The organism is Streptomyces sp. XH2, assembly GCF_049725035.1.
GTDB classification, from domain to species: Bacteria; Actinomycetota; Actinomycetes; order Streptomycetales; family Streptomycetaceae; genus Streptomyces; species Streptomyces roseoverticillatus.
Map to the genome: position 1 here is coordinate 1 of NZ_JBMMMZ010000013.1, position 24,902 is coordinate 24,902.

Annotated in this window: 23 protein-coding genes and 1 rRNA gene; 15 read left to right on the plus strand and 9 right to left on the minus strand. The window is 71.5% G+C overall.

All coding sequences use genetic code 11. The features are described from left to right. The 7 genes from rrf to ACOTKD_RS25515 all read left to right on the plus strand — a co-directional run. Positions 1 to 75: ribosomal RNA gene (rrf, locus tag ACOTKD_RS25485) — 5S ribosomal RNA — on the plus strand; the annotation flags it as partial. A gap of 83 nt (positions 76 to 158) precedes the next feature. Beyond that, on the plus strand, positions 159 to 1,331 hold the full coding sequence (locus ACOTKD_RS25490; RefSeq protein ID WP_424891354.1) for an acetoin utilization protein AcuC: 1,173 nt from the start codon (positions 159 to 161) through the stop codon (positions 1,329 to 1,331). 102 nt (positions 1,332 to 1,433) lie between these two features. Continuing rightward, a complete protein-coding gene (locus ACOTKD_RS25495; RefSeq protein WP_424891355.1) occupies positions 1,434 to 2,324 on the plus strand; it encodes a phosphatase in 891 nt (296 codons plus the stop codon). Positions 2,325 to 2,452: 128 nt separating this feature from the next. Further along, complete coding sequence (locus tag ACOTKD_RS25500; protein WP_123975194.1) at positions 2,453 to 2,662, plus strand: helix-turn-helix domain-containing protein; 210 nt, start codon at positions 2,453 to 2,455, stop codon at positions 2,660 to 2,662. 110 nt (positions 2,663 to 2,772) lie between these two features. After that, positions 2,773 to 2,871 carry a 30S ribosomal protein bS22 gene (locus tag ACOTKD_RS25505; RefSeq protein WP_003948845.1) on the plus strand — a complete coding sequence of 33 codons (99 nt, stop codon included), beginning with the start codon at positions 2,773 to 2,775 and terminating at the stop codon, positions 2,869 to 2,871. A 226-nt stretch (positions 2,872 to 3,097) separates the two neighbouring features. Beyond that, positions 3,098 to 4,144 carry an NAD-dependent epimerase/dehydratase family protein gene (locus tag ACOTKD_RS25510; protein ID WP_424891356.1) on the plus strand — a complete coding sequence of 349 codons (1,047 nt, stop codon included), beginning with the start codon at positions 3,098 to 3,100 and terminating at the stop codon, positions 4,142 to 4,144. 14 nt (positions 4,145 to 4,158) lie between these two features. Next, complete coding sequence (locus ACOTKD_RS25515) at positions 4,159 to 5,223, plus strand: lysophospholipid acyltransferase family protein (RefSeq protein WP_424891357.1); 1,065 nt, start codon at positions 4,159 to 4,161, stop codon at positions 5,221 to 5,223. A gap of 201 nt (positions 5,224 to 5,424) precedes the next feature. On the opposite strand, the gene ACOTKD_RS25520 is transcribed toward ACOTKD_RS25515, so the two are convergent. The 4 genes from ACOTKD_RS25520 to ACOTKD_RS25535 all read right to left on the minus strand — a co-directional run bounded on the left by ACOTKD_RS25520 (position 5,425) and on the right by ACOTKD_RS25535 (position 9,591). Further along, on the minus strand, positions 5,425 to 6,633 hold the full coding sequence (locus tag ACOTKD_RS25520) for a DUF5667 domain-containing protein (RefSeq protein WP_424891358.1): 1,209 nt from the start codon (positions 6,631 to 6,633) through the stop codon (positions 5,425 to 5,427). Between the two features lie 205 nt (positions 6,634 to 6,838). Continuing rightward, positions 6,839 to 7,675 (minus strand): ECF subfamily RNA polymerase sigma factor, BldN family, encoded by an 837-nt coding sequence (locus ACOTKD_RS25525; protein WP_424891359.1) that lies wholly within the window; start codon positions 7,673 to 7,675, stop codon positions 6,839 to 6,841. 534 nt (positions 7,676 to 8,209) lie between these two features. Next, positions 8,210 to 9,148, minus strand: coding sequence for an HAD family hydrolase (locus ACOTKD_RS25530; RefSeq protein ID WP_424891360.1), 939 nt, complete (start codon positions 9,146 to 9,148; stop codon positions 8,210 to 8,212). 164 nt (positions 9,149 to 9,312) lie between these two features. Beyond that, a complete protein-coding gene (locus ACOTKD_RS25535; protein WP_424891361.1) occupies positions 9,313 to 9,591 on the minus strand; it encodes a glutaredoxin family protein in 279 nt (92 codons plus the stop codon). A gap of 472 nt (positions 9,592 to 10,063) precedes the next feature. Between ACOTKD_RS25535 and ACOTKD_RS25540 the strand changes: the two genes are divergently transcribed. The 6 genes from ACOTKD_RS25540 to ACOTKD_RS25565 all read left to right on the plus strand — a co-directional run bounded on the left by ACOTKD_RS25540 (position 10,064) and on the right by ACOTKD_RS25565 (position 16,567). Next, on the plus strand, positions 10,064 to 10,858 hold the full coding sequence (locus ACOTKD_RS25540) for a redox-sensing transcriptional repressor Rex (RefSeq protein WP_424891362.1): 795 nt from the start codon (positions 10,064 to 10,066) through the stop codon (positions 10,856 to 10,858). Continuing rightward, positions 10,855 to 12,369, plus strand: coding sequence for a glutamyl-tRNA reductase (locus tag ACOTKD_RS25545; RefSeq protein WP_424891363.1), 1,515 nt, complete (start codon positions 10,855 to 10,857; stop codon positions 12,367 to 12,369). The genes ACOTKD_RS25540 and ACOTKD_RS25545 overlap by 4 nt, the downstream gene beginning before the upstream one ends. Next, positions 12,366 to 13,343 (plus strand): hydroxymethylbilane synthase, encoded by a 978-nt coding sequence (gene hemC / locus ACOTKD_RS25550; RefSeq protein WP_424891364.1) that lies wholly within the window; start codon positions 12,366 to 12,368, stop codon positions 13,341 to 13,343. The genes ACOTKD_RS25545 and hemC overlap by 4 nt, the downstream gene beginning before the upstream one ends. Then, entirely contained in the window at positions 13,340 to 14,989 is a 1,650-nt protein-coding gene (locus ACOTKD_RS25555) for a uroporphyrinogen-III synthase (RefSeq protein WP_424891365.1), read from the plus strand. The genes hemC and ACOTKD_RS25555 overlap by 4 nt, the downstream gene beginning before the upstream one ends. Continuing rightward, the gene (hemB, locus tag ACOTKD_RS25560; RefSeq protein WP_424891366.1) at positions 14,986 to 15,978 is read left to right on the plus strand and encodes a porphobilinogen synthase; all 993 of its coding nucleotides are present in this window, start codon (positions 14,986 to 14,988) and stop codon (positions 15,976 to 15,978) included. Before ACOTKD_RS25555 ends, hemB begins: the two co-directional genes overlap by 4 nt. Before the next feature lie 121 nt (positions 15,979 to 16,099). Continuing rightward, positions 16,100 to 16,567, plus strand: coding sequence for an ATP-binding protein (locus ACOTKD_RS25565; protein ID WP_424891367.1), 468 nt, complete (start codon positions 16,100 to 16,102; stop codon positions 16,565 to 16,567). Between the two features lie 33 nt (positions 16,568 to 16,600). On the opposite strand, the gene argS is transcribed toward ACOTKD_RS25565, so the two are convergent. Continuing rightward, a complete protein-coding gene (argS, locus tag ACOTKD_RS25570; protein ID WP_424891368.1) occupies positions 16,601 to 18,361 on the minus strand; it encodes an arginine--tRNA ligase in 1,761 nt (586 codons plus the stop codon). 161 nt (positions 18,362 to 18,522) lie between these two features. Here argS and lysS point away from each other — a divergent pair, with 161 nt between their 5' ends. Further along, on the plus strand, positions 18,523 to 20,271 hold the full coding sequence (gene lysS / locus ACOTKD_RS25575) for a lysine--tRNA ligase (RefSeq protein WP_424891369.1): 1,749 nt from the start codon (positions 18,523 to 18,525) through the stop codon (positions 20,269 to 20,271). Between the two features lie 81 nt (positions 20,272 to 20,352). Here the strand turns inward: lysS and ACOTKD_RS25580 are convergent, their stop codons facing one another. Together ACOTKD_RS25580 and ACOTKD_RS25585 are read right to left on the minus strand one after the other, a co-directional pair. Further along, positions 20,353 to 21,069 carry a hypothetical protein gene (locus ACOTKD_RS25580; protein ID WP_424891370.1) on the minus strand — a complete coding sequence of 239 codons (717 nt, stop codon included), beginning with the start codon at positions 21,067 to 21,069 and terminating at the stop codon, positions 20,353 to 20,355. 163 nt (positions 21,070 to 21,232) lie between these two features. After that, positions 21,233 to 22,102 carry a hypothetical protein gene (locus ACOTKD_RS25585; RefSeq protein ID WP_424891371.1) on the minus strand — a complete coding sequence of 290 codons (870 nt, stop codon included), beginning with the start codon at positions 22,100 to 22,102 and terminating at the stop codon, positions 21,233 to 21,235. A 187-nt stretch (positions 22,103 to 22,289) separates the two neighbouring features. Between ACOTKD_RS25585 and ACOTKD_RS25590 the strand changes: the two genes are divergently transcribed. Further along, positions 22,290 to 23,483, plus strand: a complete 1,194-nt coding sequence (locus ACOTKD_RS25590) for an RtcB family protein (protein WP_424891372.1) — start codon at positions 22,290 to 22,292, stop codon at positions 23,481 to 23,483. A 150-nt stretch (positions 23,484 to 23,633) separates the two neighbouring features. On the opposite strand, the gene ACOTKD_RS25595 is transcribed toward ACOTKD_RS25590, so the two are convergent. Beyond that, entirely contained in the window at positions 23,634 to 24,029 is a 396-nt protein-coding gene (locus ACOTKD_RS25595; protein ID WP_424891373.1) for a VOC family protein, read from the minus strand. A 111-nt stretch (positions 24,030 to 24,140) separates the two neighbouring features. Continuing rightward, positions 24,141 to 24,884 (minus strand): SDR family NAD(P)-dependent oxidoreductase, encoded by a 744-nt coding sequence (locus tag ACOTKD_RS25600; protein ID WP_424891374.1) that lies wholly within the window; start codon positions 24,882 to 24,884, stop codon positions 24,141 to 24,143. Positions 24,885 to 24,902: the final 18 nt, after the last annotated feature.

Sequence of the window (24,902 nt, forward strand, 5' to 3'; positions counted from 1 at the left end):
AACCCGGAAGCTAAGCCTTTCAGCGCCGATGGTACTGCATGGGGGACCGTGTGGGAGAGTAGGACGCCGCCGAACAATTTTTAGAGAAAGCCCTGGTGGGAACCTTGAGTTCCCACCAGGGCTTTTTTGCATTCCCGGCCCCTAGTAGCGTGGCGCCCATGAGCGGCCGTGCGCAGTTGATGTGGGACGAGGCAGTAACGGGCTACGACTTCGGGCCCGGTCACCCCATGGACCCCGTACGGCTCGCCCTCACCATGCGGCTGGTCGAAGCCCTTGCCCTGGACCGGGCGCTCCGCGTCACCGCCGCCCGGCCCGCCGGCGAATCCACGCTGCGGCTGGTGCACCGCGAGGACTACATCGCCGCCGTCCGTGCCGCTTCTGCCGATCCGGCCTCCGCTGACGGCTCGTACGGGATCGGGACGGCCGACGTGCCGGCCTTTCCCGCCATGCACGAGGCGTCGGCCCTCATCGCCGGACAGTCGGTGGCTGCCGCCGAAGCCGTATGGAGCGGCGAGGTCCAGCACGCGGTGAACTTCGCCGGCGGGCTGCACCACGCGATGCCCGGCGCGGCCTCGGGGTTCTGCGTCTACAACGACGCCGCCCTCGCCGTCGCCCGGCTCCTGGAGCTCGGCGCCGAACGGATCGTGTACGTCGACGTGGACGTCCACCACGGCGACGGCGTCCAGGCGGCGTTCTGGGAGGACCCGCGCGTCCTCACCATCTCCCTGCACGAGCACCCCAGCACCCTCTTCCCCCAGACCGGATGGCCCGAGGAGACCGGGGGCCCGTCCGCGGAGGGCGGCGCCGTCAACGTGGCCCTGCCGGCGGGCACGGGCGACGCGGGCTGGTTGCGGGCCTTCCACGCCGTGGTGCCCGAGCTGGTGGCGGCCTTCCGGCCGCAGGTGCTCGTGACCCAGCACGGGGCGGACACCCACTTCGAGGATCCGCTGGCCCACCTCGCCGTCTCGCTCGACGCCCAGCGCCTGATCGCCGACGCCTGCCATTCCCTCTCGCACGAGCACGCGGACGGGCGCTGGGTCGCACTGGGCGGCGGCGGGTACGCCGTCGTGGATGTCGTACCCCGCTCCTGGGCCCACCTGGTGGCGATCGCCGCAGGGGCCCCCGTGGCCCCCGAGACGGCTGTGCCGGAGGAGTGGCGGGCCGAAGTGTACCGGCGGACCCGGCAGTTGGGGCCGCAGCGGATGACGGACGGGGCCCGGCCCGAGTGGAAGCACTTCGTGGATGCCGGTTACGACCCGGCGGACCGGCTGGACCAGGCGATCCTCGCCACCCGGCGCGCGGTCTTCCCGGCCCACGGCCTCCTGCCATAGCCCGGCGGGGCCGGAGAGAGCCCCGGAGCCCCGTTAGGCCGACCGTGGGATCCCCGCACGAACCCACCCCGTCCCACGCCGACTTACGTCAGCATCGGAAGCGTGCTGCCGACCCGGCCGAGTGCTCCGTGTTCCACCGACCCCACCGACCCCACTGACTTCGCCGACCCCGCTGACTTCACCCACCCCGCCTCCCTCCGCTCCCACCTCCTCCGCTCCGGTCTCGCCGGCGTCGTATCGACCACCAGGGAAAGGAGTCTGAGCCGGTATCGGATGTTCGTGGCCGGGGATCCCCGGGCACGGCTCGGGCTGGAGCCCGAACGGGACTGGCTGCTGGGGGACTTGTTGCACCTGATGGCCCGTAAGTGCGGGGTTTCGGCCGATCCCGCCCACGCTTCGGGGCAGGATGTCATCGACCCCGACCGTACGATCGTGGCACTGGGTGCCTTTGCCGGCCGGCTGGCAGCCGTGGCCGAAGCCGGGGCTCCGGTGCTGATCGGGACCGGCCATCCGCACCGGCTCCTGGACTTCTACGCCTCCTTGGCCGCTGCCCTCTCGGCGGCGGGATGTCCTGTCCTCAGTCCGGCGCAGGGTCGAAGTGTCGACATAACGACCCGGTTCGGGGTACGTACCTACAACCTGGACTACGTTCGAGGCGTCGCGCTGGTGCGTGAACCCGGCGCGCGTGGGTGCGCAAGTGAGCCGGGCGTACATACGCATTCTCCGCTCCCGCTTCGGCTGGCCCTGGGGGCGGCGATGGACGGTGACGGACCGCTGCCGGCGATGGTCATCGGGGACCACGGCTGGCTCTGCGGGGCAGGTCAGCTGGGTGTTGAGGCCATCGGCCCGGCCGACGCGGACGACCCCGCGCCGTTCGTCGGACAGGCGGAGGGGCGGGTGTCCGTCGTCGTTCCGCTTGATGACACTGTGCGGTCTGATTACTACCGACCGCTTACTCGCTATGTACTCAATCGAGCGTGTCTGTCACAGTAGGCGGCCGATGGCTGCTCCTCTTCCCCACTCGCATCACCCGCCCCTAACCTGGGGAGTGAGCGCGCAGCGACGAGGAGTCACCGGAGGGGAAGCCGGTGCGCGTCATGTGCGGAAGGTTCAGGTGTGTCATGGCTGCTGACCAGAGGCCTCTCAACGAGGTCGTGTTCCTGACCGTGGCGGAGGTCGCCGCGGTGATGCGAGTGTCCAAGATGACCGTGTACCGGCTGGTGCACAGCGGTCATCTGCCGGCGATCAGGGTGGGCAGGTCGTTCCGGGTCCCGGAGCAAGCGGTGCACGAGTACCTCCGAGAGTCCTACGTGGGGGTGGAAACAGCCTGACGGGGGCCCTGGATTACGCTGATCGCCCGGTGCCGGGTAGGCTGGCCCGATGTAGGTCGTGTGGGCTCGGACGCCCCGCACCGAGTGAATCGATGTAAGCGAGGGTAGTCGTGGGCTCTGTTATCAAGAAGCGGCGTAAGCGGATGGCCAAGAAGAAGCACCGCAAGCTGCTCAAGCGCACGCGCGTTCAGCGTCGCAACAAGAAGTAAGCAGCACGCCGCTGTGCTCGTCCCGCAGCCCTTCCACCGATCATGGTGGGAGGGCTGCGGTGCATTGCGGCCGCGTTGCGGTGAGTAAAGCTTCGGCTACGGCTTGAAATGTAGCTCCGCGCATCGGCCGGTCATCACAGCGCAACAACGACCCGCTACGGTGGCCGCGGCAGCACCACTCATGGGTTGGGTCCTGGGCGATCGTGGGCAGAGGAAGGCGCTGATCTTGGGCAAGGTCGTGCTCGTCACCGGAGTCGCACGGCAGCTGGGCGGGCGGTTCGTCCGCCGTGTCCAGCGCGAGCCCGATGTGGACCGGGTGATCGGGGTGGACGCGGTGCCACCCGGGCACCATCTCGGCGGGGCCGATTTCATACGGGCGGACATCCGCCATCCCAGGATCGCGCGGGTTCTGGCCGAACACGGTGTGGACACGGTGGTCCACATGGATGTGAACGGCACTCCGCTGGGCAAGCGCGGCAGCCGGACGACGGTCAAGGAGACCAACGTCATCGGCACGATGCAGCTGCTCGGCGCCTGCCAGAAGACGCCGTCGGTGAAGCGGCTGGTGGTCAAGTCCAGTACGAATGTCTACGGATCCGCGCCACGCGATCCGGCGATCTTCACCGAGACCACGCCGCCCAAGTCGCTGCCCAGCGGTGGCTTCGCCAAGGACGTGGTCGAGGTCGAGGGGTACGTGCGCGGCTTCGCCCGCCGCCGGCCCGACGTGGCGGTGTGCGTGCTGCGCTTCGCGAACATCCTCGGGCCGTGCGCCGACTCGCCGCTCGCGGAGTACTTCGCGCTGCCCGTGCTGCCCACGGTCCTCGGCTTCGACCCGCGGCTGCAGTTCGTCCACGAGGACGACGTGATCGAGGTGCTCCGGATCGCCTCCGGCGAGCCGCGCAGGGGCACGCTCAACAGCGGCACGTTCAACGTCGCGGGCGACGGGGTGCTGCTGCTCTCCCAGGCGGCGCGCCGCCTCGGGCGCCCCACCCTCCCCTTCTTCCTGCCGACCGTCACCTGGGTCGGCTCCGCACTGCGTTCGGTCGGCGTGACGGACTTCTCGCCCGAGCAGATCCGGCTCCTCACCCACGGGCGGGTCGTCCGGACCACCCAGATGCGCGAGACCCTCGGCTTCGACCCGCGCTACACCACGGCGGGGGCCTTCGAGGACTACGCGCGCAGCCGGGGCCCCGGGCTGCTGCCGCCCGAGACCCTGGCCCGTACCGTCGACCGGATCGCCGCGGCACTGCCTGCCGGCCGCGGCCAGAAGTGAGGAGCGCACCCACCATGGCGGACGCGAAGGTCATCCCGTTCGGCGGCGAGGAGCCGCGGTCCAAGCGCGGCAAGGGCAAGCGGCCGGGGCGGGCCCGTACGAGCCGGATGTCGTCCTCCCTCGCGCCCGTGCCGCCGCAGCGGCACCTGGACCGGGCCGAGGACGCCCGGGCCGCGTCCGAGGAGCACGCGGCCGCGGTGGAGGGCGTGGAGGGGCAGGCGGCGGAGGCCGCGCCGTCCGGCGGCTGGGACCGGAAGCTGGCGCACGGGCTGAGCTTCCTGCGGCGGCGGATCACCGGCGAGTACGAGGTCGACGAGTTCGGCTACGACGAGGAGCTCACGGACCAGGTCCTGATGTCCGCGCTGCGGCCCTTCTACGAGAAGTACTTCCGGGTCGAGGTGAAGGGCATCGAGAACATCCCGGACAAGGGCGCGGCCCTGGTCGTCGCCAACCACTCCGGCACGCTGCCGGTGGACGGGCTGATGCTGCAGGTCGCGGTCCACGACAACCACCCGGCGGACCGGCACATCCGGATGCTCGCCGCGGACCTGGTCTTCATGCTGCCGGGCGTCAACGAGATCTCCCGGAAGCTCGGGCACACGCTCGCCTGCGCGGAGGACGCCCAGCAGCTGCTGGAGCGGGGCGAGGTGGTCGGCGTGATGCCGGAGGGGTTCAAGGGGATCGGGAAGCCGTTCTCGGAGCGGTACAAACTGCAGCGGTTCGGCCGGGGCGGCTTCGTGTCGACGGCACTGCGTGCCGGGGCGCCGATCGTGCCGTGCTCGATCGTGGGGGCCGAGGAGATCTATCCGATGCTCGGCAACTCGCGGACGATGGCCCGGCTGCTGGGGATCCCGTACTTCCCGCTGACGCCGTCGTGGCCCTGGCTGGGTCCGCTGGGGCTGGTGCCGCTGCCGACGAAGTGGACGATCCAGTTCGGGGAGCCGATCCCGACGGACGGGTATCCGGCGGAGGCGGCGGACGACCCGATGCTGATGTTCAACCTCACCGACCAGGTGCGAGAAACGATTCAGCACACGCTCTACAAGCTGCTCGTGCAGCGACGCTCGGTGTTCTTCTGAGCGATCCGCCACCGGCGGGCGGGGCTCCGGTGCGGTCATCCGAAGCCTGCGGAGCCGGGGGTCCCTCTCGGACGGATCCGGGGGGAGCGAGGGTGACGATGAGGAGGGGCCGAGCTGCTCGTGCAGCGACGCTCGGTGTTCTTCTGAGCCCGGAATCACCGGAAGTCTCAGCAGAACACCGAGCGCCCTGGTCCCGCGGCCCTACTTCGGGTCCTCGCCGCCCTGGATCCCCAGCCCGGGGATGATCTGCGGCAGCACCGGCGGGATGTCGATGCTCGGCTGCTTGGCCGGCTTGCTGTCCTTGCTGCGGGGCGTGCCGCCCGGGGTGGCGCTGCCGGGGGGCGAGGGGGGCTTGAGCAGCCCCGTGCCGCCGAGGAGGCCCTCGTGCTCCTCATGGACGCCCGGGGACGCCGGCTGCTGCTTGCTGCCGCCCGCGTGCTTGCCGCCGCCGCTGGCCGAGGCGGACGGCTGCGGGGTGTGGCGGGCGGTGCGCCCGGACGTGCCGGCCCGGTCCGTGTCGGACTGGGCGGGGGAGCCGTGCTTGCCGTGGTGCGCGGGGGGCAGCAGGGACTGCAGCGAGCCGACCTCATCGTCTATGGCCGAGAGGACCGAGCTCACCTCGGCGCCCACATCGGCCAGTTGGACCGGGAGCTTCTCGCGGAGCTGGCTCCAGCTCTCGCGGTGCGAGGCCGCGAAGCTGGAGAGCCGCTGGATCGGCCCGATCGAGCGGTCGTGCTTGTAGGCGGTGTGGAGCAGGCGGTGGCCTTCGGAGGCGTCCTGGCGCATGCCGGAGAGGGTCCTGCGGATCTCGCCGAGGACCTCGTGATCCAGATTGCCGCCCAGCTTGCCGCGCTCCATCAGGCGGCGGGCCTCCTGCAGGCGGGTCGAGGCCCGGTCGAGCAGCAGGCTGCCGCGGTCGGAGTCGTCGTCGGCCATGCCGAGGCGGAAATCCTCCATGCCGCGCTTGAGCGGATAGAGCGCCTCGCCGGGCAGGGCATTGGAGCTGGCCGCTGCCACGCCGCCGAACGCGCCCGCTGCCACGCCCACGGTCAGGCCGCCCGCCGCGAGCCCCTTGGACCAGCGGGAGCGCGGCCGGAGCCGGCCCAGGGCGCGATGGGCTCCGCGGCCCGAGCGGCGGGTCTTCTGCTCGGGGATCGCTGCGGAGTCACCTCCCGCGAACTGGGCCTCCATGGCAGCGATGAGCTGTGCCCGCTGCACGGTCCTGGTCTCGGGGTCGAGACCGGGCCGGGGCAGTTCTCCGAGCCGGCCCGTCAGGGCCAGCAGCCTGCCCTGCTCGGCGCCTTCGGCCGGCGGATCGGGCTCTGTGGCCGCCGTGCCCTGGACTTCCTGATGCTCCAGGGACTGGGCGAAGGCGTTCGCCCGCCGGTGCGCCGATACGTTCGCGATCACAGGCGGCACCTCCTCTCGTCATGACGGTCGACTCCTCTGAACACCTGGAGGGTTGCACGCCGTGATGAGCATCCACTCGATCGAGTGAGTGGCTGCGGGCATGGCGTGACCGCAGGGAGTCTGCATCCCGCACAACGACGGGCGCATCGGGCGGGTTACGCGTCCCGGACGATGTGACCGCTGGTGAGTGAACGCTTGCAAATGGTTAACGCGCGTCGTCGGGCAGGAGGCGGGCCAGGGTGCGGACCGCCCGGTACTGGAGGGTCTTGATGGCGCCCTCGTTCTTGCCCATGACGCGGGCGGTCTCGGCGACGGAGAGCCCCTGCAGGAAGCGCAGGGTGACGCACTCCTGCTGCTGGGGATTGAGCTTGCGCACCGCCTCCAGCAGCGCGGCGTTGGACAGGGACTCCAGGACGGAGTCCTCCGGGCTGCGCTCGACCTCGTTGGCGTCGAGCATCTCGCCGGTGGTCACCTCGAGCCGGAACCTCGACGACTTGAAGTGGTCGGCGACCAGATTGCGGGCGATCGTCACGAGCCAGGCGCCGAAGTCGCGCCCCTGCCACGTGAAGGTGCCGATGCGGCGCAGGGCGCGCAGGAACGTCTCGCTGGTGAGGTCCTCCGCGGTGGCCCGGCCGCCCACCCGGTAGTAGATGTAGCGGTAGACCGTATCGGCGTACTGGTCGTAGAGGCGGCCGAAGGCCTCGGCCTCCCCGGCCTGGGCGCGCTCGACCAGGTCGAGCATGCGGGCGCTGTCGCTGTCCGCGCTGGGGCGGCGCGTTGACGTGGCGGAGCCGGAGGACGCGGCGGAGGGCGCGGTGGCCGCACCGCCGCGGCGGGCGGTTCGTCTGCCCACCGCCGCGCTGCTTTCGGCGAGGGCGTAGCAGGGGCCGGCGTGACCGGCGCGGCCGCCTCCTGCGGCAGGGGCGAGCGTGGCGAGGGCGGGGACGGCGTACGCGGTGGGGACGAAGCCGCGCAAGCGGTCTAGGACCGTAGCGCGAAGCGTAGCCAGGCCCGAGGCGTCAACCCCGACGTGTGGGTACACGGGACTCCCAGAGGCAGAGCTTCCATCACGTGCAGTACGGAACCGTTCACTCGTCGTAGGGACAAGGGGGTACCGGTTTGCGTCTGAGGAGAATAACGCTTCGTACAGGCAGCGCTACACCGAGTTGCTCAAATCATCGTTTCCGTTCGATCTCTTACCGGTTCGAGATCGATCAAATATCGAACTATGAAAGGAGGTTGAACAGATTTGGTCATGGTGTGGCCGAATGGGCGGCGTGTTGTGGCAATCCGGGCGCGGAAGGACTGGGGGGAAGGATGTGAGGGTATGAAGACAGGATTGCCTGAGAGTGACGGTCGGCTACGCGCTGTTGCCGAACCCCTGGGGTGACCGCGAGGGTGGTGGCGCGAAGTGGACGGCGTGCCGCCGTGACAGAGCCGCACCGGAGTCGCTAAAGCGCCGTCCGGGAGCCGCGCAGACGCCGTCGTGGAGCCGCCGAGACGCCGCCCCGGAGCCGCTGGGGTGCGGCTGCCGGGGCGGAGGAGAAGGAGTGCGGAAGAGAAGGAGCGGAGCGCGTCAGCGCCTGCGCCGGTGCAGGGCGACCGCCGCGGCCGCGCCGCCCGCCAGCGCGCCCACGCCGGCCGCCGCCGGGATGCCGACCTTGGCCGCCTTGCGGCCCGTACGGTAGTCGCGCAGCCGCCAGCCGTGCTCGCGGGCGTGCTTGCGCAGCCGGCCGTCGGGGTTGACGGCGTAGGGGTGTCCCACGAGGGACAGCATCGGGATGTCGTTGGCGGAGTCGCTGTACGCCGCGCAGCGGTCCAGCTCCAGGCCCTCGGCCGCGGCCAGGGCGCGGACGGCCTCGGCCTTCGCCGGGCCGTGCAGCGGCTCGCCGACGAGCTTGCCGGTGTAGACGCCGCCGATCGACTCGGCGACGGTGCCGAGCGCGCCGGTCAGGCCGAGGCGCCGGGCGATGATCGTCGCGGCCTCGACGGGCGCGGCGGTGACGAGCCAGACCTTCTGGCCGGCGTCGAGGTGGGCCTGGGCGAGCGCGCGGGTGCCGGGCCAGATCCGCTCGGCCATGTACTCGTCGTAGATCTCCTCGCCGATGGTCATCAGCTCGGAGACGCGGTGGCCCTTGACGATGGACAGGGCGCTGTCGCGGGCGTCCTGCATGTGCTCGGCGTCCTCGCCGGCCAGCCGGAACCACACCTGCTGCCAGGCGAAGCGGGCGAGCTCGCGCTTCTGGAAGAAGCGCCGCTTGTACAGGCCGCGCCCGAAGTGGAAGAGGGAGGCGCCCTGCATGACGGTGTTGTCGAGGTCGAAGAAGGCGGCGGCCCGCACATCGCCGACGACCGGGAAGTCCGGCTCGGCCGGCTCCTGCGCGCCCTCCAGGGCGCTCTCGGCGGCGCTCTCCTGAGCGGTTTTGCGGGCTGCCTCCGCCGCGGCCTCGCCTGCCAGCACGCTGCGTGCCGTGGCAGAGCGCCTGCGCGGAGTGATCCATCCCAGTGCGGCCATGGCCCGAGCATAGCCAGTTTGTTCGGGGTAACCGGAGTCGGGATGATTCCGCGGCGTGAACTTCCCTTGACGCTCCGGTTACGCCCGGCGGGGCGGCGTGCGCCGGAGCGGAGAAGGGGTGGGGAAGGGGCGGAGGAGGAGCCGCCCCGGGGGGCGGGTGCGGGTCAGCCCGTCAGGGCCTTGCGCAGCCGGTCGGGGTCCACGCGCCAGAAGTCGTGCTGGGCGCCGTCGACGAGGATCACGGGGATCTGCTCCCAGTACTTGCGGTGGAGCTCCTCGTCCTGGGTGATGTCCTTCTTCTCCCAGCGGGCACCCAGTTCGCCGCAGACGCCGGCGATGACGGCCTCGGCGGCGTCGCACAGGTGGCAGCCGGGCTTGCCGATCAGGGTGACCGTGCTGTCGGCGGGGTTCTTGCGGGGGCGGCGGCGCAGCAGGGGGGTCATGTCCGCCATTGTGCCCGCACCCCGTGTGCCTCTGTGTGCTTCTGTGCGCGCCTGTATGCAATGACGAGCTCCCGGCTCGCTCAAACGTGCTGGATGGGTGCCTGAGTCGACTACCATCATGTGGCGATTTGTTGGTGTCCGGGGTCTTTCCGGCCGGGAATCCGGGGGTTTGCCCCTCCGGAAAGTGCACAGTGAGCACGCAGTGAGTCAGGAGTGAGCGCCCGTGTCCGCGTCGACGCTCCCCCGGGTCGCGTGTGGCAGGAGTGGCTGCTGTGACGGCGTGGCCGGTCGTCCCCCGAAGGGGCCGAATGGTTCCCGCTCAGGGCCGAAAGGCCGCGTGACACCGGTCACTTTGACCGGGCAAAACGGACACCATCTTTGTGCACGCGTTCACAAAGGCATAGCCTGCGTTCGACGGGGCGGTCCTGGGACGAGGCGCCGCCCGCAGCCCCGCTCTACCCGCAGGAGCACCGTGGCAACTGGCCGAACTCACCGACCGGCGACCCGAAGCCGAGGGATCCCCGAGGCCACCGTCGCCCGGCTTCCGCTGTACCTGCGCGCACTGACCGCGCTCTCCGAGCGCTCGGTGCCCACGGTCTCCTCCGAGGAGCTCGCGACCGCGGCGGGCGTCAACTCCGCCAAGCTCCGCAAGGACTTCAGCTACCTCGGCTCGTACGGCACCCGCGGGGTCGGCTACGACGTCGAGTACCTCGTCTACCAGATCTCCCGCGAGCTCGGCCTGACCCAGGACTGGCCGGTCGTCATCGTCGGCATCGGCAACCTCGGCGCGGCCCTCGCCAACTACGGCGGCTTCGCCTCCCGCGGCTTCCGCGTCGCGGCTCTGATCGACGCGGACCCCGCGATGGCCGGCAAGCCGGTCGCCGGGCTGCCCGTGCGCCACACCGACGAGCTCGAATCGATCATCACCGACAACGACGTCTCGATCGGTGTCATCGCCACCCCGGCCGGCGCGGCCCAGCAGGTCTGCGACCGGCTCGTGGCCGCCGGCGTCACCTCGATCCTCAACTTCGCGCCGACCGTGCTCTCCGTGCCCGAGGGCGTGGACGTCCGCAAGGTCGACCTGTCGATCGAGCTGCAGATCCTCGCCTTCCACGAGCAGCGCAAGGCCGGCGAGGAGACCACCTCCGCGCAGGAGCCCGCCGCCGCCGTGCAGTCCCGCTCAGGCGCGGCCGTGCGCACGCCCGCGGCCGGCCGGGCGGCAGGAAAGGGACCGGACGGGGACGTCCCCGCCGTGATGCCGGCATGAGCCTCCTCGTCGTCGGACTGAGCCACCGCAGCGCGCCGGTGAGCGTGCTGGAGCGCGCCGCCCTCGCGCGCGAGGCGCAGGCGAAGCTGCTGCAGGACACCCTCGCGGCCGAGCCCGCCACCGAAGCGGCCGTGCTCGCCACGTGCAACCGCATCGAGCTCTACGCCGACGTGGACAAGTTCCACGCCGGCGTGGCCGAGCTGTCCACGCTCCTCGCCCAGCACACGGGCGTCGGACTGGACGAGCTCACTCCGTACCTCTACGTGCACTACGAGGACCGGGCCGTCCACCACCTCTTCTCGGTGGCGTGCGGGCTGGACTCGATGGTCGTCGGCGAGGGCCAGATCCTCGGCCAGATCAAGGATGCCCTCGCCCTCGGCCAGGAGCTGCACACCGCCGGCCGGCTGCTGAACGACCTGTTCCAGCAGGCCCTGCGGGTCGGCAAGCGCGCCCACAGCGAGACCGGCATCGACCGGGCGGGCCAGTCCCTGGTCACCTTCGGCCTGGAGCGCCTCGCCGAGGGCGCGCCGCTCGGCGACTGGGCCGGCGGCAAGCGGGCCCTCGTCATCGGCGCCGGCTCGATGTCCTCCCTCGCCGCGGCGACGCTCGCGCGCGCGGGCGTGGCCCACGTGGCCGTCGCCAACCGCACGCTCGCCCGCGCGGTGCGCCTGGTGGAGATCCTCCAGGAGCCGGGCGCCCGGTCCGCCGCCGGCTTCACGGCCTCGGCCGTGGAGATGTCGGCCGTCCCGGACGAGCTCGCGCTCGCGGACGTCGTGGTCAGCTGCACCGGCGCCATGGGCGTCGTGCTCACGGCCGAGGCCATACGCGCCGCCCTGGCGGCCCGTACGGATGAGGCCGGCGCCGCCGGCGCTGCCGCTGGGGCCGGCCGTACGGACGCGGCTGCCGCGTCCGGGCCGGCCGGCCGTACGGATCACGGCGGTACGGACCACGTCTGTGCCCTCGACGCCACGTGCGCCGTCGGCGCCCGTGCCGGCGTCCGCCTCGCCCTCCTCGACCTCGCCATGCCGCGCGACATCGACGCCGCCGTGCACCGTCTGGACGGCGCCCGGCTCGTCGACATCGAGTCGCTCGCCGAGGCCTCCGCGGACGCGCCCATGGCCGCCGACGTCGGCCAGGTGCGCACCATCGTCTCCGACGAGGTCGCCGCCTTCGGCGCCGCCCAGCGCGCCGCCCACATCACCCCCACCGTGGTCGCCCTGCGCACCATGGCCGCGGACGTCGTCGCGAGCGAGATCGCCCGGCTCGACGGCCGCCTGCCCGACCTGGACGACAAGCAGCGCGCGGAGATCACCCAGACCGTGCGCCGTGTCGTCGACAAGCTCCTCCACGCGCCGACCGTGCGCGTCAAGGAGCTGGCCTCCACCCCCGGCGGCGCCGGCTACGCCGACGCGCTGCGAGAGCTCTTCGACCTCGACCCGCAGGCGGTCGCCGCCGTCAGCCGGGCCGACTCGCAGGCCGGTACGCACAACACGGCACGGGAGCCGGCATGAACGACACCTCGACGCGGCCGCTGCGTCTCGGCACGCGCCGCAGCAAGCTCGCCATGGCCCAGTCCGGGCAGGTGGCGGAGGCCGTGCGGCAGCTGACCGGCCGCCCGGTCGAACTGGTGGAGATCACCACCTACGGCGACGTCTCGCGCGAGTCCCTCGCGCAGATCGGCGGCACCGGCGTCTTCGTCTCCGCGCTGCGCGACGCGCTGCTCGCGGGCGAGATCGACTTCGCCGTGCACTCCCTCAAGGACCTGCCGACCGCGCAGCCCGACGAGCTGGCCCTCGCGGCGATCCCGCCGCGCGAGGACCCGCGCGACGTGCTGATCGCCCGCGACGGCCTGACCTTCGACGCCCTCGCGGCACAGTCGACGGTTGCCCGCATCGGCACCGGCTCCCCGCGTCGCATGGCCCAGCTCAACGCCTGGGCCCGCGAGCTCGGCAAGGAGATCGAGACCGTGCCCATCCGCGGCAACATCGACACCCGCATCGGCTACGTCACCAGCGGCGAGCTCGATGCCGTGGTGCTCGCCGCCGCGGGCCTCGCGCGGATCGGCCGCAGCGCCGAGGTCACCCAGTTCCTGGAGACCGACGCAGTTTTGCCCGCCCCCGGCCAGGGGGCCCTGGCGATCGAGTGCGCCATGACCAACGCACCCCTCGCCGCGACGCTCGCCGAGCTCGACGACCCGTTCACCCGGGCCGCCGTCACGGCCGAGCGTTCCCTGCTCGCCGCCCTGGAGGCCGGCTGCTCCGCACCCGTGGGTGCGCTGGCCGACCTGCTGGTTGATGAGCAGGTTGTCACTGAAATGCGCCTGCGGGGTGTCGTCGGTACGACCGACGGCAAGACGCTGGTGCAGCTGTCCACCACCGGCCCCGTGCCGTCGTCCAGCGAAGAGGCCGTGGCCATGGGCCGCGAGCTCGCCGCTGCGATGCTCGACAAGGGTGCGGCCGGTCTTATGGGGGAGCGAGCACTTTGAACCCCACCGCCCCGAACCACCCCGTGCACGGGCACGTCACCTTCCTCGGTGCCGGCCCCGGAGACCCGGGACTGCTGACGCTCCGCGCCGTGGAGGCGCTCGCGGCCGCGGACGTCCTGATCGCCGATCCGCAGGTGCTCGACGTGGTGCGCACGCATGCGCGCGCCCATGTGGACATGCCTGCCCAGACGGTTACTGACGAGGCATCAAAAACCGCGGACGTCCCTGTCCTTAGGGACACCGCCAATCTTGTCATGACGGCCGCGCGCAGCGGCAAGCGGGTCGTCCGTGCGGTGCTCGGCGACCCCGGCCTCGACGGCAACGCCGCCGACGAGATGCTCGCCTGCGCCGCCGAGGGCATCACCTTCGAGGTGGTCCCCGGCGTCGCCACGGCCGTCGGCGTGCCCGCCTACGCCGGTGTCCCGCTGCGCGACGGCAAGGGCGCCGACGTGCGCTTCGTCGACGCCCGCACCGCCTCGGCCACCTGCTGGTCCGAGGTCGGCGCGAGCACGGTCACCGCGGTCGTCTCCACGACCCTCGACTCCGTCGTCTCCGCCGCCGGCGAACTGGTCTCCGCCGGCCGCGGCCCCGACACCCCGATGACCGTCACGGTCGCCGGCACCACCACCCGCCAGCGCACCTGGACCGCCACCCTCGGCAGCGTCGCCCAGGTGCTCAAGGCCGCCAAGGTGCTGCCGTCCGCCGACGGCGCCCAGCCCGTCATAGCCGTGGTCGGCGAGCGCAGCGCTGCCGAGCAGCGCGACCGGCTCTCCTGGTTCGAGTCCAAGCCGCTCTTCGGCTGGAACGTCCTCGTGCCGCGTACCAAGGAGCAGTCCGCGTCGCTCTCCGACCAGCTCCGCTCCTACGGCGCCGTGCCGAGCGAGGTCCCGACCATCGCCGTCGAGCCGCCGCGCACCCCCCAGCAGATGGAGCGCGCGGTCAAGGGCCTGGTCACCGGCCGCTACGAGTGGATCGCCTTCACCTCCGTGAACGCCGTCAAGGCGGTGCGCGAGAAGTTCGAGGAGTACGGGCTCGACGCGCGCGCCTTCGCCGGCATCAAGGTCGCGGCCGTCGGCGAGCAGACCGCCAAGTCGCTGATCGAGTTCGGCGTGAAGCCCGACCTCGTGCCGTCCGGCGAGCAGTCCGCCGCCGGCCTGCTGGAGGACTGGCCGCCCTACGACCCGGTCTTCGACCCGATCGACCGCGTCTTCCTGCCGCGCGCCGACATCGCCACCGAGACCCTGGTCGCCGGCCTGATCGACCTGGGCTGGGAGGTCGACGACGTCACCGCGTACCGCACCGTACGGGCCTCGCCGCCGCCGGCCGAGACCCGCGAGGCGATCAAGGGCGGCGGCTTCGACGCCGTGCTCTTCACCTCGTCGAGCACGGTCCGCAACCTCGTCGGCATCGCCGGCAAGCCCCACAATGTCACCGTCATCGCCTGCATCGGCCCGGCCACCGCGAAGACCGCGGAGGAGCACGGCCTGCGGGTGGACGTGCTGTCGCCCGAGCCCTCGGTGCTCAAGCTCGCCGAGGCGCTCGCGGAGTTCGGCGCGGCCCGCCGCGACGCCGCCCTGGAGGCCGGCGACCCGGTCACCCGCCCGAGCGAGCGACGTCCCGGATCGCGTAGAAGGGCACGGAGTTGAGCACCACGTACGGCACGTTCCCGGGGTCCCGGCCCCGGCGACTGCGCACCACCCCGGCCATGCGCCGCATGGTCGCCGAGACCCGGCTGCACCCGGCCGACCTGATCCTCCCCGCCTTCGTGCGGGAGGGCATCAGCACCCCGGCGCCGATCTCCGCCATGCCGGGGGTCGTCCAGCACACCCGCGACACCCTGCGGAAGGCCGCCGTCGAGGCGCTGGAGGCCGGCGTCTCCGGGATCATGCTCTTCGGCGTGCCCGAGGAGGCCAAGAAGGACGCCGCCGGCACCGCCGGCACCGACCCGGACGGCATCCTCCAGGTCGCCATCCGCGACGTGAAGGCCGAGGTCGGCGACGAGCTCGTCATCATGTCCGACCTGTGCCTGGACGAGTTCACCGACCACGGTCACTGCGGCGTCCTCGACGCCTCCGGCCGCGTCGACAACGACGCCACGCTGGAGCGCTACGCCGAGATGGCCCAGGTGCAGGCCGACGCCGGCGCCCACGTCGTGGGCCCCAGCGGCATGATGGACGGCCAGGTCGGCGTCATCCGCGACGCCCTCGACCAGACCGGCCACGAGGACGTCTCCGTCCTCGCCTACACCGCCAAGTACGCGTCCGCGTTCTACGGGCCCTTCCGGGAGGCCGTCGGCTCCTCCCTGCAGGGCGACCGCAAGACCTACCAGCAGGACCCGGCCAACTCCCGCGAGTCGATGCGCGAGCTCGCCCTCGACCTCGCCGAGGGCGCCGACATGGTCATGGTCAAGCCGGCCATGCCCTGCCTGGACATCCTCGCCCAGGTCGCCGGCGCCGTCGACGTGCCCGTCGCCGCGTACCAGATCAGCGGCGAGTACGCGATGGTCGAGGCCGCCGCCGCCAACGGCTGGATCGACCGCGACCGCGCCATCATGGAGACCCTCACCGGCATCAAGCGCGCCGGCGCCCAGATGATCCTCACCTACTGGGCGACCGAGGTCGCACGACAGCTCTGACGGCACCGTCCGAGAACGTCAAGGGGCCGGTGCCCGGGGGAATTCCGCCGAAACAGTGGAAAGCCCCCGGGCGCCGGCCCTAGCTTGTGGCGCACACCGCCCCCTCCGCGGAGACGCGCCCATGAGCACCGACCCAGGGCTCCCCGAGAGCTGGGAATACACCCTCCAGGTCCCCTCCGACCCGCTCGCGCCCTGCATCGCCCGCCGCACCCTCCGCACGATCTTCGAGGAACACGGCTTCGCGCGCGTCGCCGAGACCGCCGAACTGCTCACCTCGGAGCTGGTCACCAACTCCTACCGGCACTCCGACGGGCCCGCCTCCGTACGCGTCAGGCGCGAGGGCAAGGGCAGCGCGGTGCGCGTGACCGTGTGGGACACCAACCCCGCCCTGCCCGGACTGCAGGTCACCGCCCTGCCCCGCGAGGACGCCGAGGAAGGACGCGGGCTCGCGCTCGTCATGCGCTGCGCCGACAGCTGGGGAGGATTCGCGCTGCGCCGGCAGCCCCAGGGGCTCACCGGCAAGCTCGTCTGGTTCGAACTGGGCGGGGACGGAGACGAAGGCGGGGGCGGGGGCGGTGAAGCCGCCTGACCCCGCCCCCGCCCCCGCCCCCGCAACCAGGAACTACAGGCGCTCGGGCGTCCGGATGCCCAGCAGCTCCATGCCCTGCCGCAGCGTGCGGGCCGTCAGGTCGCACAGGAAGAGGCGGTTCTCCACCTGGGCCTCCTCCTCGGCCTTCAGCACCGGGCACTGGTCGTAGAACGTCGTGTAGAGCGAGGCCAGCTGGTAGAGGTAACCGGCCAGCTTGTGCGGCGCGAACTCCCCGGCGGCCTCCGCCACCGTCGCCGCGAACTGGTCCAGGTGCAGGCCCAGCGCCCGCTCGGCCGGAGCCAGCGCCAGCTCCGGGCGCGCCGCCGGAACGGCCTCCCCCGCCTTGCGCAGGATCGACTGGATACGGGCGAACGCGTACTGCAGGTAGACCGACGTGTCGCCGTTGAGGGACACCATCTGGTCCAGGTCGAACTTGTAGTCGCGGGCCGCCGACGTCGACAGGTCCGCGTACTTCACGGCGCCGATGCCCACCTGGGCACCCCGCTCCGCGATCTCCTCCTCCGTGAGGTCCTGCGCCTTCTCGCGGACGATCGCCGACGCGCGGTCGATGGCCTCGTCCAGCAGGTCCACCAGCCGGACCGTCTCGCCCTCACGCGTCTTGAACGGCTTGCCGTCCTTGCCCAGGACCGTGCCGAAGCCGAGCTGCACGGCCTTGACGTCGTCCGTCAGCCAGCCTGCCCGGCGGGCCGTCTCGAAGACCATCTTGAAGTGCAGCGACTGACGGACGTCCACCACGTACAGCAGGGTGTCGGCCTTCAGGTTGAAGACGCGGTCGCGGATCGCGGAGAGGTCGGTGGCCGCGTAGCCGAAGCCGCCGTCCGACTTCTGCACGATCAGCGGGACCGGATTGCCGTCCGGGCCCTTCACGTCGTCGAAGAACACGCACAGCGCGCCCTCGGAGCGCACCGCGACACCGGACTCCTCCAGCATCCGGCAGGTCTCCGCCAGCATGTCGTTGTAGCCGGACTCGCCGACGATGTCCTCGTCACGGATCTCGACGTCCAGCTTGTCGAAGACCGAGTAGAAGTAGATCTTCGACTCGTCGACGAACCGCTGCCAGAGCGCGAGGGTCCCCTCGTCGCCCGCCTGGAGGTCCACCACCCGGCGCCGGGCGCGCGCCTTGAACTCCTCGTCCGCGTCGAAGAGCGCGCGCGACGCCTTGTACAGGCGGTTGAGGTTGGACATGGCCTCCTCGCCGGAGACCTCGCCCCCGGCCTTGTGGTCCAGCTCGTGCGGGTGCTCGATCAGGTACTGGATCAGCATGCCGAACTGGGTGCCCCAGTCGCCGATGTGGTGGCGGCTGATCACCTTCTCGCCGGTGAACTCCAGGAGCCGGACGACCGCATTGCCGATCACCGAATTGCGCAGGTGGCCGACGTGCATCTCCTTGGCCACGTTCGGCTGGGCCCAGTCGATGACGGTCGTGCCGGGGTGCTCCGCGAGCGGGGCGCCGAGCCGCTCGTCCGCGGCGCGCGCGGCGAGGGTCTTCGTGATTGCCTCGTCCGTGATCGTGACGTTCAGGAAGCCGGGGCCCGAGACCTCGACCTCCTTGATCAGATCACCGGCCGGAAGGCCCTCGACGACCTTGCCCGCCAGCTCGCGCGGGTTGCCCCCCAGCTTCTTGGCCAGCGCCAGCATCCCGTTGGCCTGGAAGTCGGCCCGGTCGCTTCGGCGCAGCAGCGGATCGGCGGCACCGGCCTCCGGCAGGGCTGCCGAGAGGGCGTCCGCGATGCGCTGGTGGAGCGAGGAAGCGAGGGAGGGAACCGAAGCCATGGGATGGGTGCCATTCCGGTAGGCGGCATGTGATGGTCCCCCCGATTATCCCATGCGCCTACCACGGCCCCCGCGGTAATTTCACCGGAGCCGGGCAACCCCGGAGCCACCCCTCCCGTCTGGGACAATGGTCATGCCAGGACCGTAAGGAAGGAAGTGCCGTGGCTCAGGCTCAGAGCACCGAGGCCGACTGGGTCTCCCGTTTCGCCGACGAGGTCATTGCCGAAGCGGAGCGCCGGGCCCCCGGCAAACCGATCGTCGTCGCCTCGGGCCTGTCGCCCTCCGGCCCGATCCACCTCGGCAATCTGCGCGAGGTCATGACGCCCCACCTCGTCGCCGACGAGATCCGCCGCCGCGGCCACCAGGTCCGCCACGTCCTCTCCTGGGACGACTACGACCGCTACCGCAAGGTGCCGAACGGCGTCCCGGGCATCGACGAGTCCTGGGCCGCCCACATCGGCAAGCCCCTGACCTCCGTCCCGGCCCCCGCCGGCTCGGCGTACCCGAACTGGGCCGAGCACTTCAAGGCCGCCATGGTCGCCTCGCTCGCCGAGCTCGGCATCGAGTACGACCCGATCAGCCAGACCGAGCAGTACACCTCCGGCGTCTACCGCGAGCAGATCCTGCACGCGATGAAGCACCGCGCCGACATCGACGCGATCCTCGACCAGTACCGGACGAAGGACAAGGCGACCGGCCAGCCGAAGAAGCAGGGCCAGAAGCAGCAGCAGAAGCCCGTCGACGAGGCCGAGCTGGAGGCCGCCGAGGGCTCCGGCGCCGCAGCCGAGGACGACGGCAGCGGCTCCGGCGCGGGCTACTTCCCGTACAAGCCCTACTGCGGCGTCTGCGAGCGCGACCTGACGACCGTCACCGCGTACGACGACGAGACCACCGAGCTCGCCTACACCTGCGTGTGCGGCAACGCAGAGACCGTCCTGCTCAGCGAGTTCAACCGCGGCAAGCTGGTCTGGAAGGTCGACTGGCCCATGCGCTGGGCCTACGAGGGCGTCATCTTCGAGCCCTCCGGCGTGGACCACTCCTCCCCGGGCTCGTCCTTCGTCGTCGGCGGCCAGATCGTCCGCAAGGTCTTCGGCGGCGAGCAGCCCATCGGCCCGATGTACGCCTTCGTCGGCATCAGCGGCATGGCCAAGATGTCCTCCTCCAAGGGCGGCGTGCCCACCCCCGGCGACGCCCTGAAGATCATGGAGGCGCCGCTGCTGCGCTGGCTCTACGCCCGCCGCAAGCCCAACCAGTCCTTCAAGATCGCCTTCGACCAGGAGATCCAGCGGCTCTACGACGAGTGGGACAAGCTGGAGGCCAAGGTCGCCGACGGCACCGTCCTGCCCGCCGACGCCGCCGCGCACTCCCGCGCCGCGCGCACGGCCGCCGGCGAGCTGCCCCGCACGCCCCGGCCGCTGCCGTACCGCACGCTCGCCTCCGTCGTCGACATCACCGCCGGCCACGACGAGCAGACGGTCCGCATCCTCAGCGACCTCGACCCGGCCAACCCGGTCGCCGACCTCGACGAGGTCCGCCCGCGCCTGGACCGTGCCGAGCACTGGATCAACACCCAGGTCCCCGCCGAGTCCCGCACGATCGTCCGCTCCGAGCCCGACACCGAGCTCCTCGGCTCGCTCGACGAGCAGAGCCGCGAGTCCCTGCGGCTGCTCCTGGACGGCCTGGACGACCACTGGTCGCTCGACGGCCTGACCACGCTCGTCTACGGCGTGCCCAAGGTCCAGGCCGGCCTCACGCCCGACGCCAAGCCGACCCCGGAGCTGAAGGTCGCCCAGCGGTCCTTCTTCGCCCTGCTCTACCACCTGCTGGTGAGCCGCGACACCGGCCCGCGCCTGCCCACGCTGCTGCTCGCGGTGGGGGCGGACCGGGTCCGCAAGCTCCTGGGCTCGTAACTCCCGGCCGCACGAAGACGCCGGGCCGGCTCGATCGGAATCGAGCCGGCCCGGCGTCTTCGCGTGCGGTGCGGTGCGGTGCTACTTGTTCGCCGCGGCGACCGCCGCCACCGCCTCCTTGGCCGCCTCCTGCGCGCCCTTGGCGATGTCCTCCGCAGCCGGGTTCTTCGCGCCCTGGAAGCCGGCACCGCTGTACTTCACGGTGACGACGACATTGCCCGTACGGGCCACGACCGTCGCGTTGCGGTAGTCGTCGTCGTCCTTCTTGGTGTCCGTGGCCACCAGGCTCGCGCCGTCGCCGATGCCCTCGGCCTTGCCGGTCTTCGCGTCCTTCGCGCCGTCCGCCGTGGTCGCCTTCGTCACCTGCTGCTCGGCGAACTTCTCGGCGCGCTTCTCACCCGAACCGAGCGTCGGGTCGGAGGCCAGCCGCTTGTAGGAGACCGTCAGCGAACGGAACTGCAGGTCCTTGACGTCCTCGTCGTTCAGGCCGTTCCAGAAGCAGCTCGCCGAGTCGTTGGCGTCGCTGGTGGGGAGGGCCTCGCCCTCCTTCTTCTTCGCCTTCGGCACCAGCGAGTCGATCGTCTTCTCGGAGATCGTCTTGCAGACCTCCGGCGGCAGCTTGGCGAACGTGGCCGCCTTCACCGAGGGCGACGCGCTGGGAGCCGACGCCGGGGCGGAGGGGGACGACGACTTCTTCTTGGCGCCGCCGTCGTCGTCCGAGCAGCCGGTGGCGACGAGCATCACCGGTACTGCGGCGCAGGCGAGGAGTCGGGCGAGTCGCGGGGCTGTTCGGTGCATGGGTCCTTCGCTCGTTCGGTGTCGAGGGGCCGGCCTTGCGGTCGGCCCTCCTGGTCGGCCTTTACTGGATCGGCCTTGCTGGTCGGCTGTGCTGGTCGGCACGGTACGCGGCCGATGCGGGCCGGTGGCCGTATTGAGGTGTTACTCGCCGGGCCGGGTCGGGCTAATTGCCGAAGTGCCCCGCTTCGAGCTCGCGGGCCAGGGACTGGGCCTTGCCCTGGAGGTCCTCGCTGGCGGGCACGTGCAGCTTGTCCACCGACCACTGGTCGTAGGCGATGGTGACGATCACGTTCGCCGCCCGGAAGACGATGTTGATGTCCCGGTGCACGCCGGAGCCCGAGTTGATCAGCTTGTCGTCGATGAAGGCGTCGTCGCCGAGGTCGTCGAGGACGCGCGGCGCGAGCGACGCGCCGCCGGCCGGGGAGCCGGAGGCGGACGGCGCGCCCGTCCGGGAGGCGGACGGGGACGGCGAGCCGCTCGCCGCGCCGCCCTGCGGGTGCGGGCCGGAGCTCGCGCCCTTCGACGCCCCCGCGGAGGCCGCGGGCGACGAGCCGGACGCCGAGGGGGAGGCCGAGGAGACCGGGATGTGCGCGGCGGCCGCCTGCCGGCCGTAGAGCTGCTCCGCGCGCTGCTCGTCGCTGACGCCGGGCTGGTACGACACGACGCGCTCGAAGTCCACCGCCAGGTGCCGGGTGCCCTGCGGGGTCTCCAGCTTCCAGCGGCAGCCGACGCGGCGGTCGGTGTCGTAGGTGATCGCGGCCTGTCCCTTGTAGAGCTTCGCGGTGTCGCGGCCGTCCTCGTCGTCGCCCGTGGCGGGCAGGAGGCGGCGCAGGGTGTCGCGGTTCACGTAGCCGCAGGGCTCGGGGAGGCTGTGGTACTTGCCCGGCTGCGCGGCGGGCGCGGTGGACCCGGCGCGGCCGGGCTTGGAGTCGTCGCCGCCGTCGGCGCCGGCCCCGCCGCTGCAGGCGGTGAGCACCGCGGCGAGCAGGGCGGCGGCCAGTGCGGCGGCCGGTGCGTGAGCCCTTCGCTGCACTGTCCGTGGCTCCTTCCACCGGCTGCGGGCCGCATCCCGTGCCGGAAAACGTGTTGCCGCCGCGGAGGCGGCGGCTGGACAGTATGTCTACCGCAAGCGCCGCCGCGTCTGCCGGTCCGCTGTCGCGAATCGTGAGATATGTCCGGCTTTTGCGTTATCTTGCTTTTACGGGGTTATGAGGAAAACCATGTCCTACACCGAGGTGCCCGGCGCCCGGGTTCCGATCCGCATGTGGACCGATCCGGCCACGGTCGAGGACGTCGCCATGCAGCAGCTGCGCAACGTCTCCACCCTGCCATGGATCAAGGGACTCGCGGTCATGCCGGACGTCCACTTCGGCAAGGGCGCCACGGTCGGCTCGGTGATCGCCATGCAGGGCGCGGTGTGCCCGGCGGCGGTCGGCGTCGACATCGGCTGCGGGATGTCCGCGGTGAAGACGTCCCTGACGGCCAACGACCTGCCCGGTGATCTCTCGCGGCTGCGGTCGAAGATCGAGGAAGCCATTCCGGTGGGCTTCTCGATGCATGACGACCCGGTCGACCCGCGACGGCTGCACGGGCTGCCGACGGCAGGGTGGGACGATTTTTGGGGGCGGTTCGACGGGGTCGCGGAAGCGGTCAAATTCCGTCAGGGTCGGGCTCTGAAGCAGATGGGATCGCTCGGAGGCGGAAATCATTTCATTGAATTCTGTCTCGATGAGTCGGGTTCGGTCTGGCTGATGCTCCACTCCGGCTCCCGCAACATCGGCAAGGAACTGGCCGAGTACCACATCGGCGAGGCCCGGAAGCTCTCGCACAACCAGAACCTGGTCGACCGCGACCTCGCGGTCTTCATCGCGGACACCCCGCAGATGGCCGCCTACCGGCACGACCTGTTCTGGGCCCAGGAGTACGCGCGGCACAACCGCGAGATCATGATGGCGCTCTTCAAGGACGTGGTCCGCAAGGAGTTCAAGAAGGCCAAGCCCCTGTTCGAGCCGACGATCTCCTGCCACCACAACTACGTCTCGGAAGAGCAGTACGAAGGCATGGACCTGCTGGTCACCCGCAAGGGCGCGATCCGCGCCGGCGGCGGCGAGTACGGCATCATCCCGGGCTCGATGGGCACCGGCTCGTACATCGTCCGCGGCCTGGGCAACGAGGCGTCGTTCAACTCGGCCTCGCACGGCGCCGGCCGGCGGATGAGCCGCAATCAGGCGAAGAAGCGATTCTCCGAGCGGGACCTGGCGGAGCAGACGCGGGGCGTCGAGTGCCGCAAGGACCGCGGCGTCGTCGACGAGATCCCGGCCGCGTACAAGCCGATCGAGCAGGTCATGGACCAGCAGCGGGATCTCGTCGAGGTCGTGGCCAAGCTCAAGCAGGTCGTCTGTGTGAAGGGCTGACCGCCCCGCCACGCACCGCCTTGCCGTCCGGGCATCGTGGACATGGCCGCCTGCCCTCCCCGTCGGTCCCACTGCGGTGGGAGCCACTCCGGCGGGGAGGGGCGGCCGGCGCGCTGGGGCCGGGCCCCGGACCGGGGTGTCGCCAGGCCCCTAGGCGCGTACGTCCTGCGGGTACCAGCGCAGCTCGACCGTGTTGCCGTCCGGGTCCAGGACGTAGAGGGACTCCGCGTTGCCGCGGGCGCCGAAGCGCCGGCCCGGGCCGTCGACGACGGTGAAGACGCCGGAGTCGATCACGGTCTGCCAGTCGAGGGGCTCGACCGCGAGGCAGATGTGGTCGACGTTGGAGGCGGCCGCGTCGCCGCGGTCGCGCTCCACCAGGTCGATGATCGCGGTGGGGGAGATGCGCACGGACGGGAACGGCGCCCGGCCGGCGCGCCACTCGTCGACGCGGACGGGGTCGAGACCGAGCGGCCCGGTGTAGAAGGCGAGGGACCGCTCGACGTCGGCGACGTTGAGGACGAGGTGGTCGAAGGCTATGACGCGCATGTGCTTCCCTTTCGTGCCGGGCCGTCCCCCCGGACGGCCGCTCCATGAACGTAGCCGTTGGAGATCATCCGCGCGATCTTTCGCCGGCCTCCGTTTCCGCGCGCCGCGGTCTCAGGCCCCGCGGTGGACCTTGTAGTTGCTGGCCTGCGCGCGGGGGCGGACGACGAGCAGGTCGATGTTCACGTGCGGGGGCCGGGTGACGGCCCAGCCGATGGTGTCGGCGACGTCCTCGGCGGTGAGGGGCTCGGCGACGCCCGCGTAGACGGCGTCGGCCTTGGCCCGGTCGCCGCGGAAGCGGGTGAGGGCGAACTCGTCGGTGCGCACCATGCCGGGGGCGATCTCGATGACGCGGACGGGCTGTCCGCACAGCTCCAGGCGGAGGGTCTCGGCGACGGCGTGGGCGCCGTGCTTGGCGGCGGCGTAACCGCTGCCGCCCTCGTAGGTGCCGAGGGCCGCGGTGGAGGAGAGGATCAGGACCGTGCCGTCGCCGCTCGCGGTGAGGGCGGGGAGCAGGGCCTGGGTCATGTGGAGCACGCCGAGGACGTTGACCTCGTACATGGTGCGCCAGTCCGCGGGGTCGGCGGTGGCGACGGGGTCGGCGCCGTGGGCGCCGCCGGCGTTGTTGATCAGGACGTCGACGCGGTCGAGGGTCGCGGCGAAGGCGTCGACGGCGGCGCGGTCGGTGACGTCGAGGGCGTGGGCGCGGGCGCCGGGGAGCTCTTTGGCGAGGGCCTCGATGCGGTCGGCGCGGCGGGCGGTGAGGATGACGCGGTAGCCCTCGGCGGCGAGCCGGCGGGCGGTGGCGGCGCCGATGCCGCTGCTCGCGCCGGTGATGACGGCAGTGCGGGTGCTCATGGTGGTGCCTCCTGAGGC

What these genes read in the sequence shown, in the direction of transcription:
- ACOTKD_RS25490 (WP_424891354.1), top strand. Translation starts at nt 159, where the DNA reads ATGAGCGGCCGTGCGCAGTTGATGTGGGACGAGGCAGTAACGGGCTAC.
- ACOTKD_RS25500 (WP_123975194.1), top strand. Translation starts at nt 2,453, where the DNA reads ATGGCTGCTGACCAGAGGCCTCTCAACGAGGTCGTGTTCCTGACCGTG.
- ACOTKD_RS25515 (WP_424891357.1), top strand. Translation starts at nt 4,159, where the DNA reads ATGGCGGACGCGAAGGTCATCCCGTTCGGCGGCGAGGAGCCGCGGTCC.
- ACOTKD_RS25530 (WP_424891360.1), bottom strand. Translation starts at nt 9,148, where the DNA reads ATGGCCGCACTGGGATGGATCACTCCGCGCAGGCGCTCTGCCACGGCA.
- ACOTKD_RS25535 (WP_424891361.1), bottom strand. Translation starts at nt 9,591, where the DNA reads ATGACCCCCCTGCTGCGCCGCCGCCCCCGCAAGAACCCCGCCGACAGC.
- ACOTKD_RS25545 (WP_424891363.1), top strand. Translation starts at nt 10,855, where the DNA reads ATGAGCCTCCTCGTCGTCGGACTGAGCCACCGCAGCGCGCCGGTGAGC.
- hemC (WP_424891364.1), top strand. Translation starts at nt 12,366, where the DNA reads ATGAACGACACCTCGACGCGGCCGCTGCGTCTCGGCACGCGCCGCAGC.
- ACOTKD_RS25565 (WP_424891367.1), top strand. Translation starts at nt 16,100, where the DNA reads ATGAGCACCGACCCAGGGCTCCCCGAGAGCTGGGAATACACCCTCCAG.
- argS (WP_424891368.1), bottom strand. Translation starts at nt 18,361, where the DNA reads ATGGCTTCGGTTCCCTCCCTCGCTTCCTCGCTCCACCAGCGCATCGCG.
- ACOTKD_RS25580 (WP_424891370.1), bottom strand. Translation starts at nt 21,069, where the DNA reads ATGCACCGAACAGCCCCGCGACTCGCCCGACTCCTCGCCTGCGCCGCA.
- ACOTKD_RS25590 (WP_424891372.1), top strand. Translation starts at nt 22,290, where the DNA reads ATGTCCTACACCGAGGTGCCCGGCGCCCGGGTTCCGATCCGCATGTGG.
- ACOTKD_RS25595 (WP_424891373.1), bottom strand. Translation starts at nt 24,029, where the DNA reads ATGCGCGTCATAGCCTTCGACCACCTCGTCCTCAACGTCGCCGACGTC.
- ACOTKD_RS25600 (WP_424891374.1), bottom strand. Translation starts at nt 24,884, where the DNA reads ATGAGCACCCGCACTGCCGTCATCACCGGCGCGAGCAGCGGCATCGGC.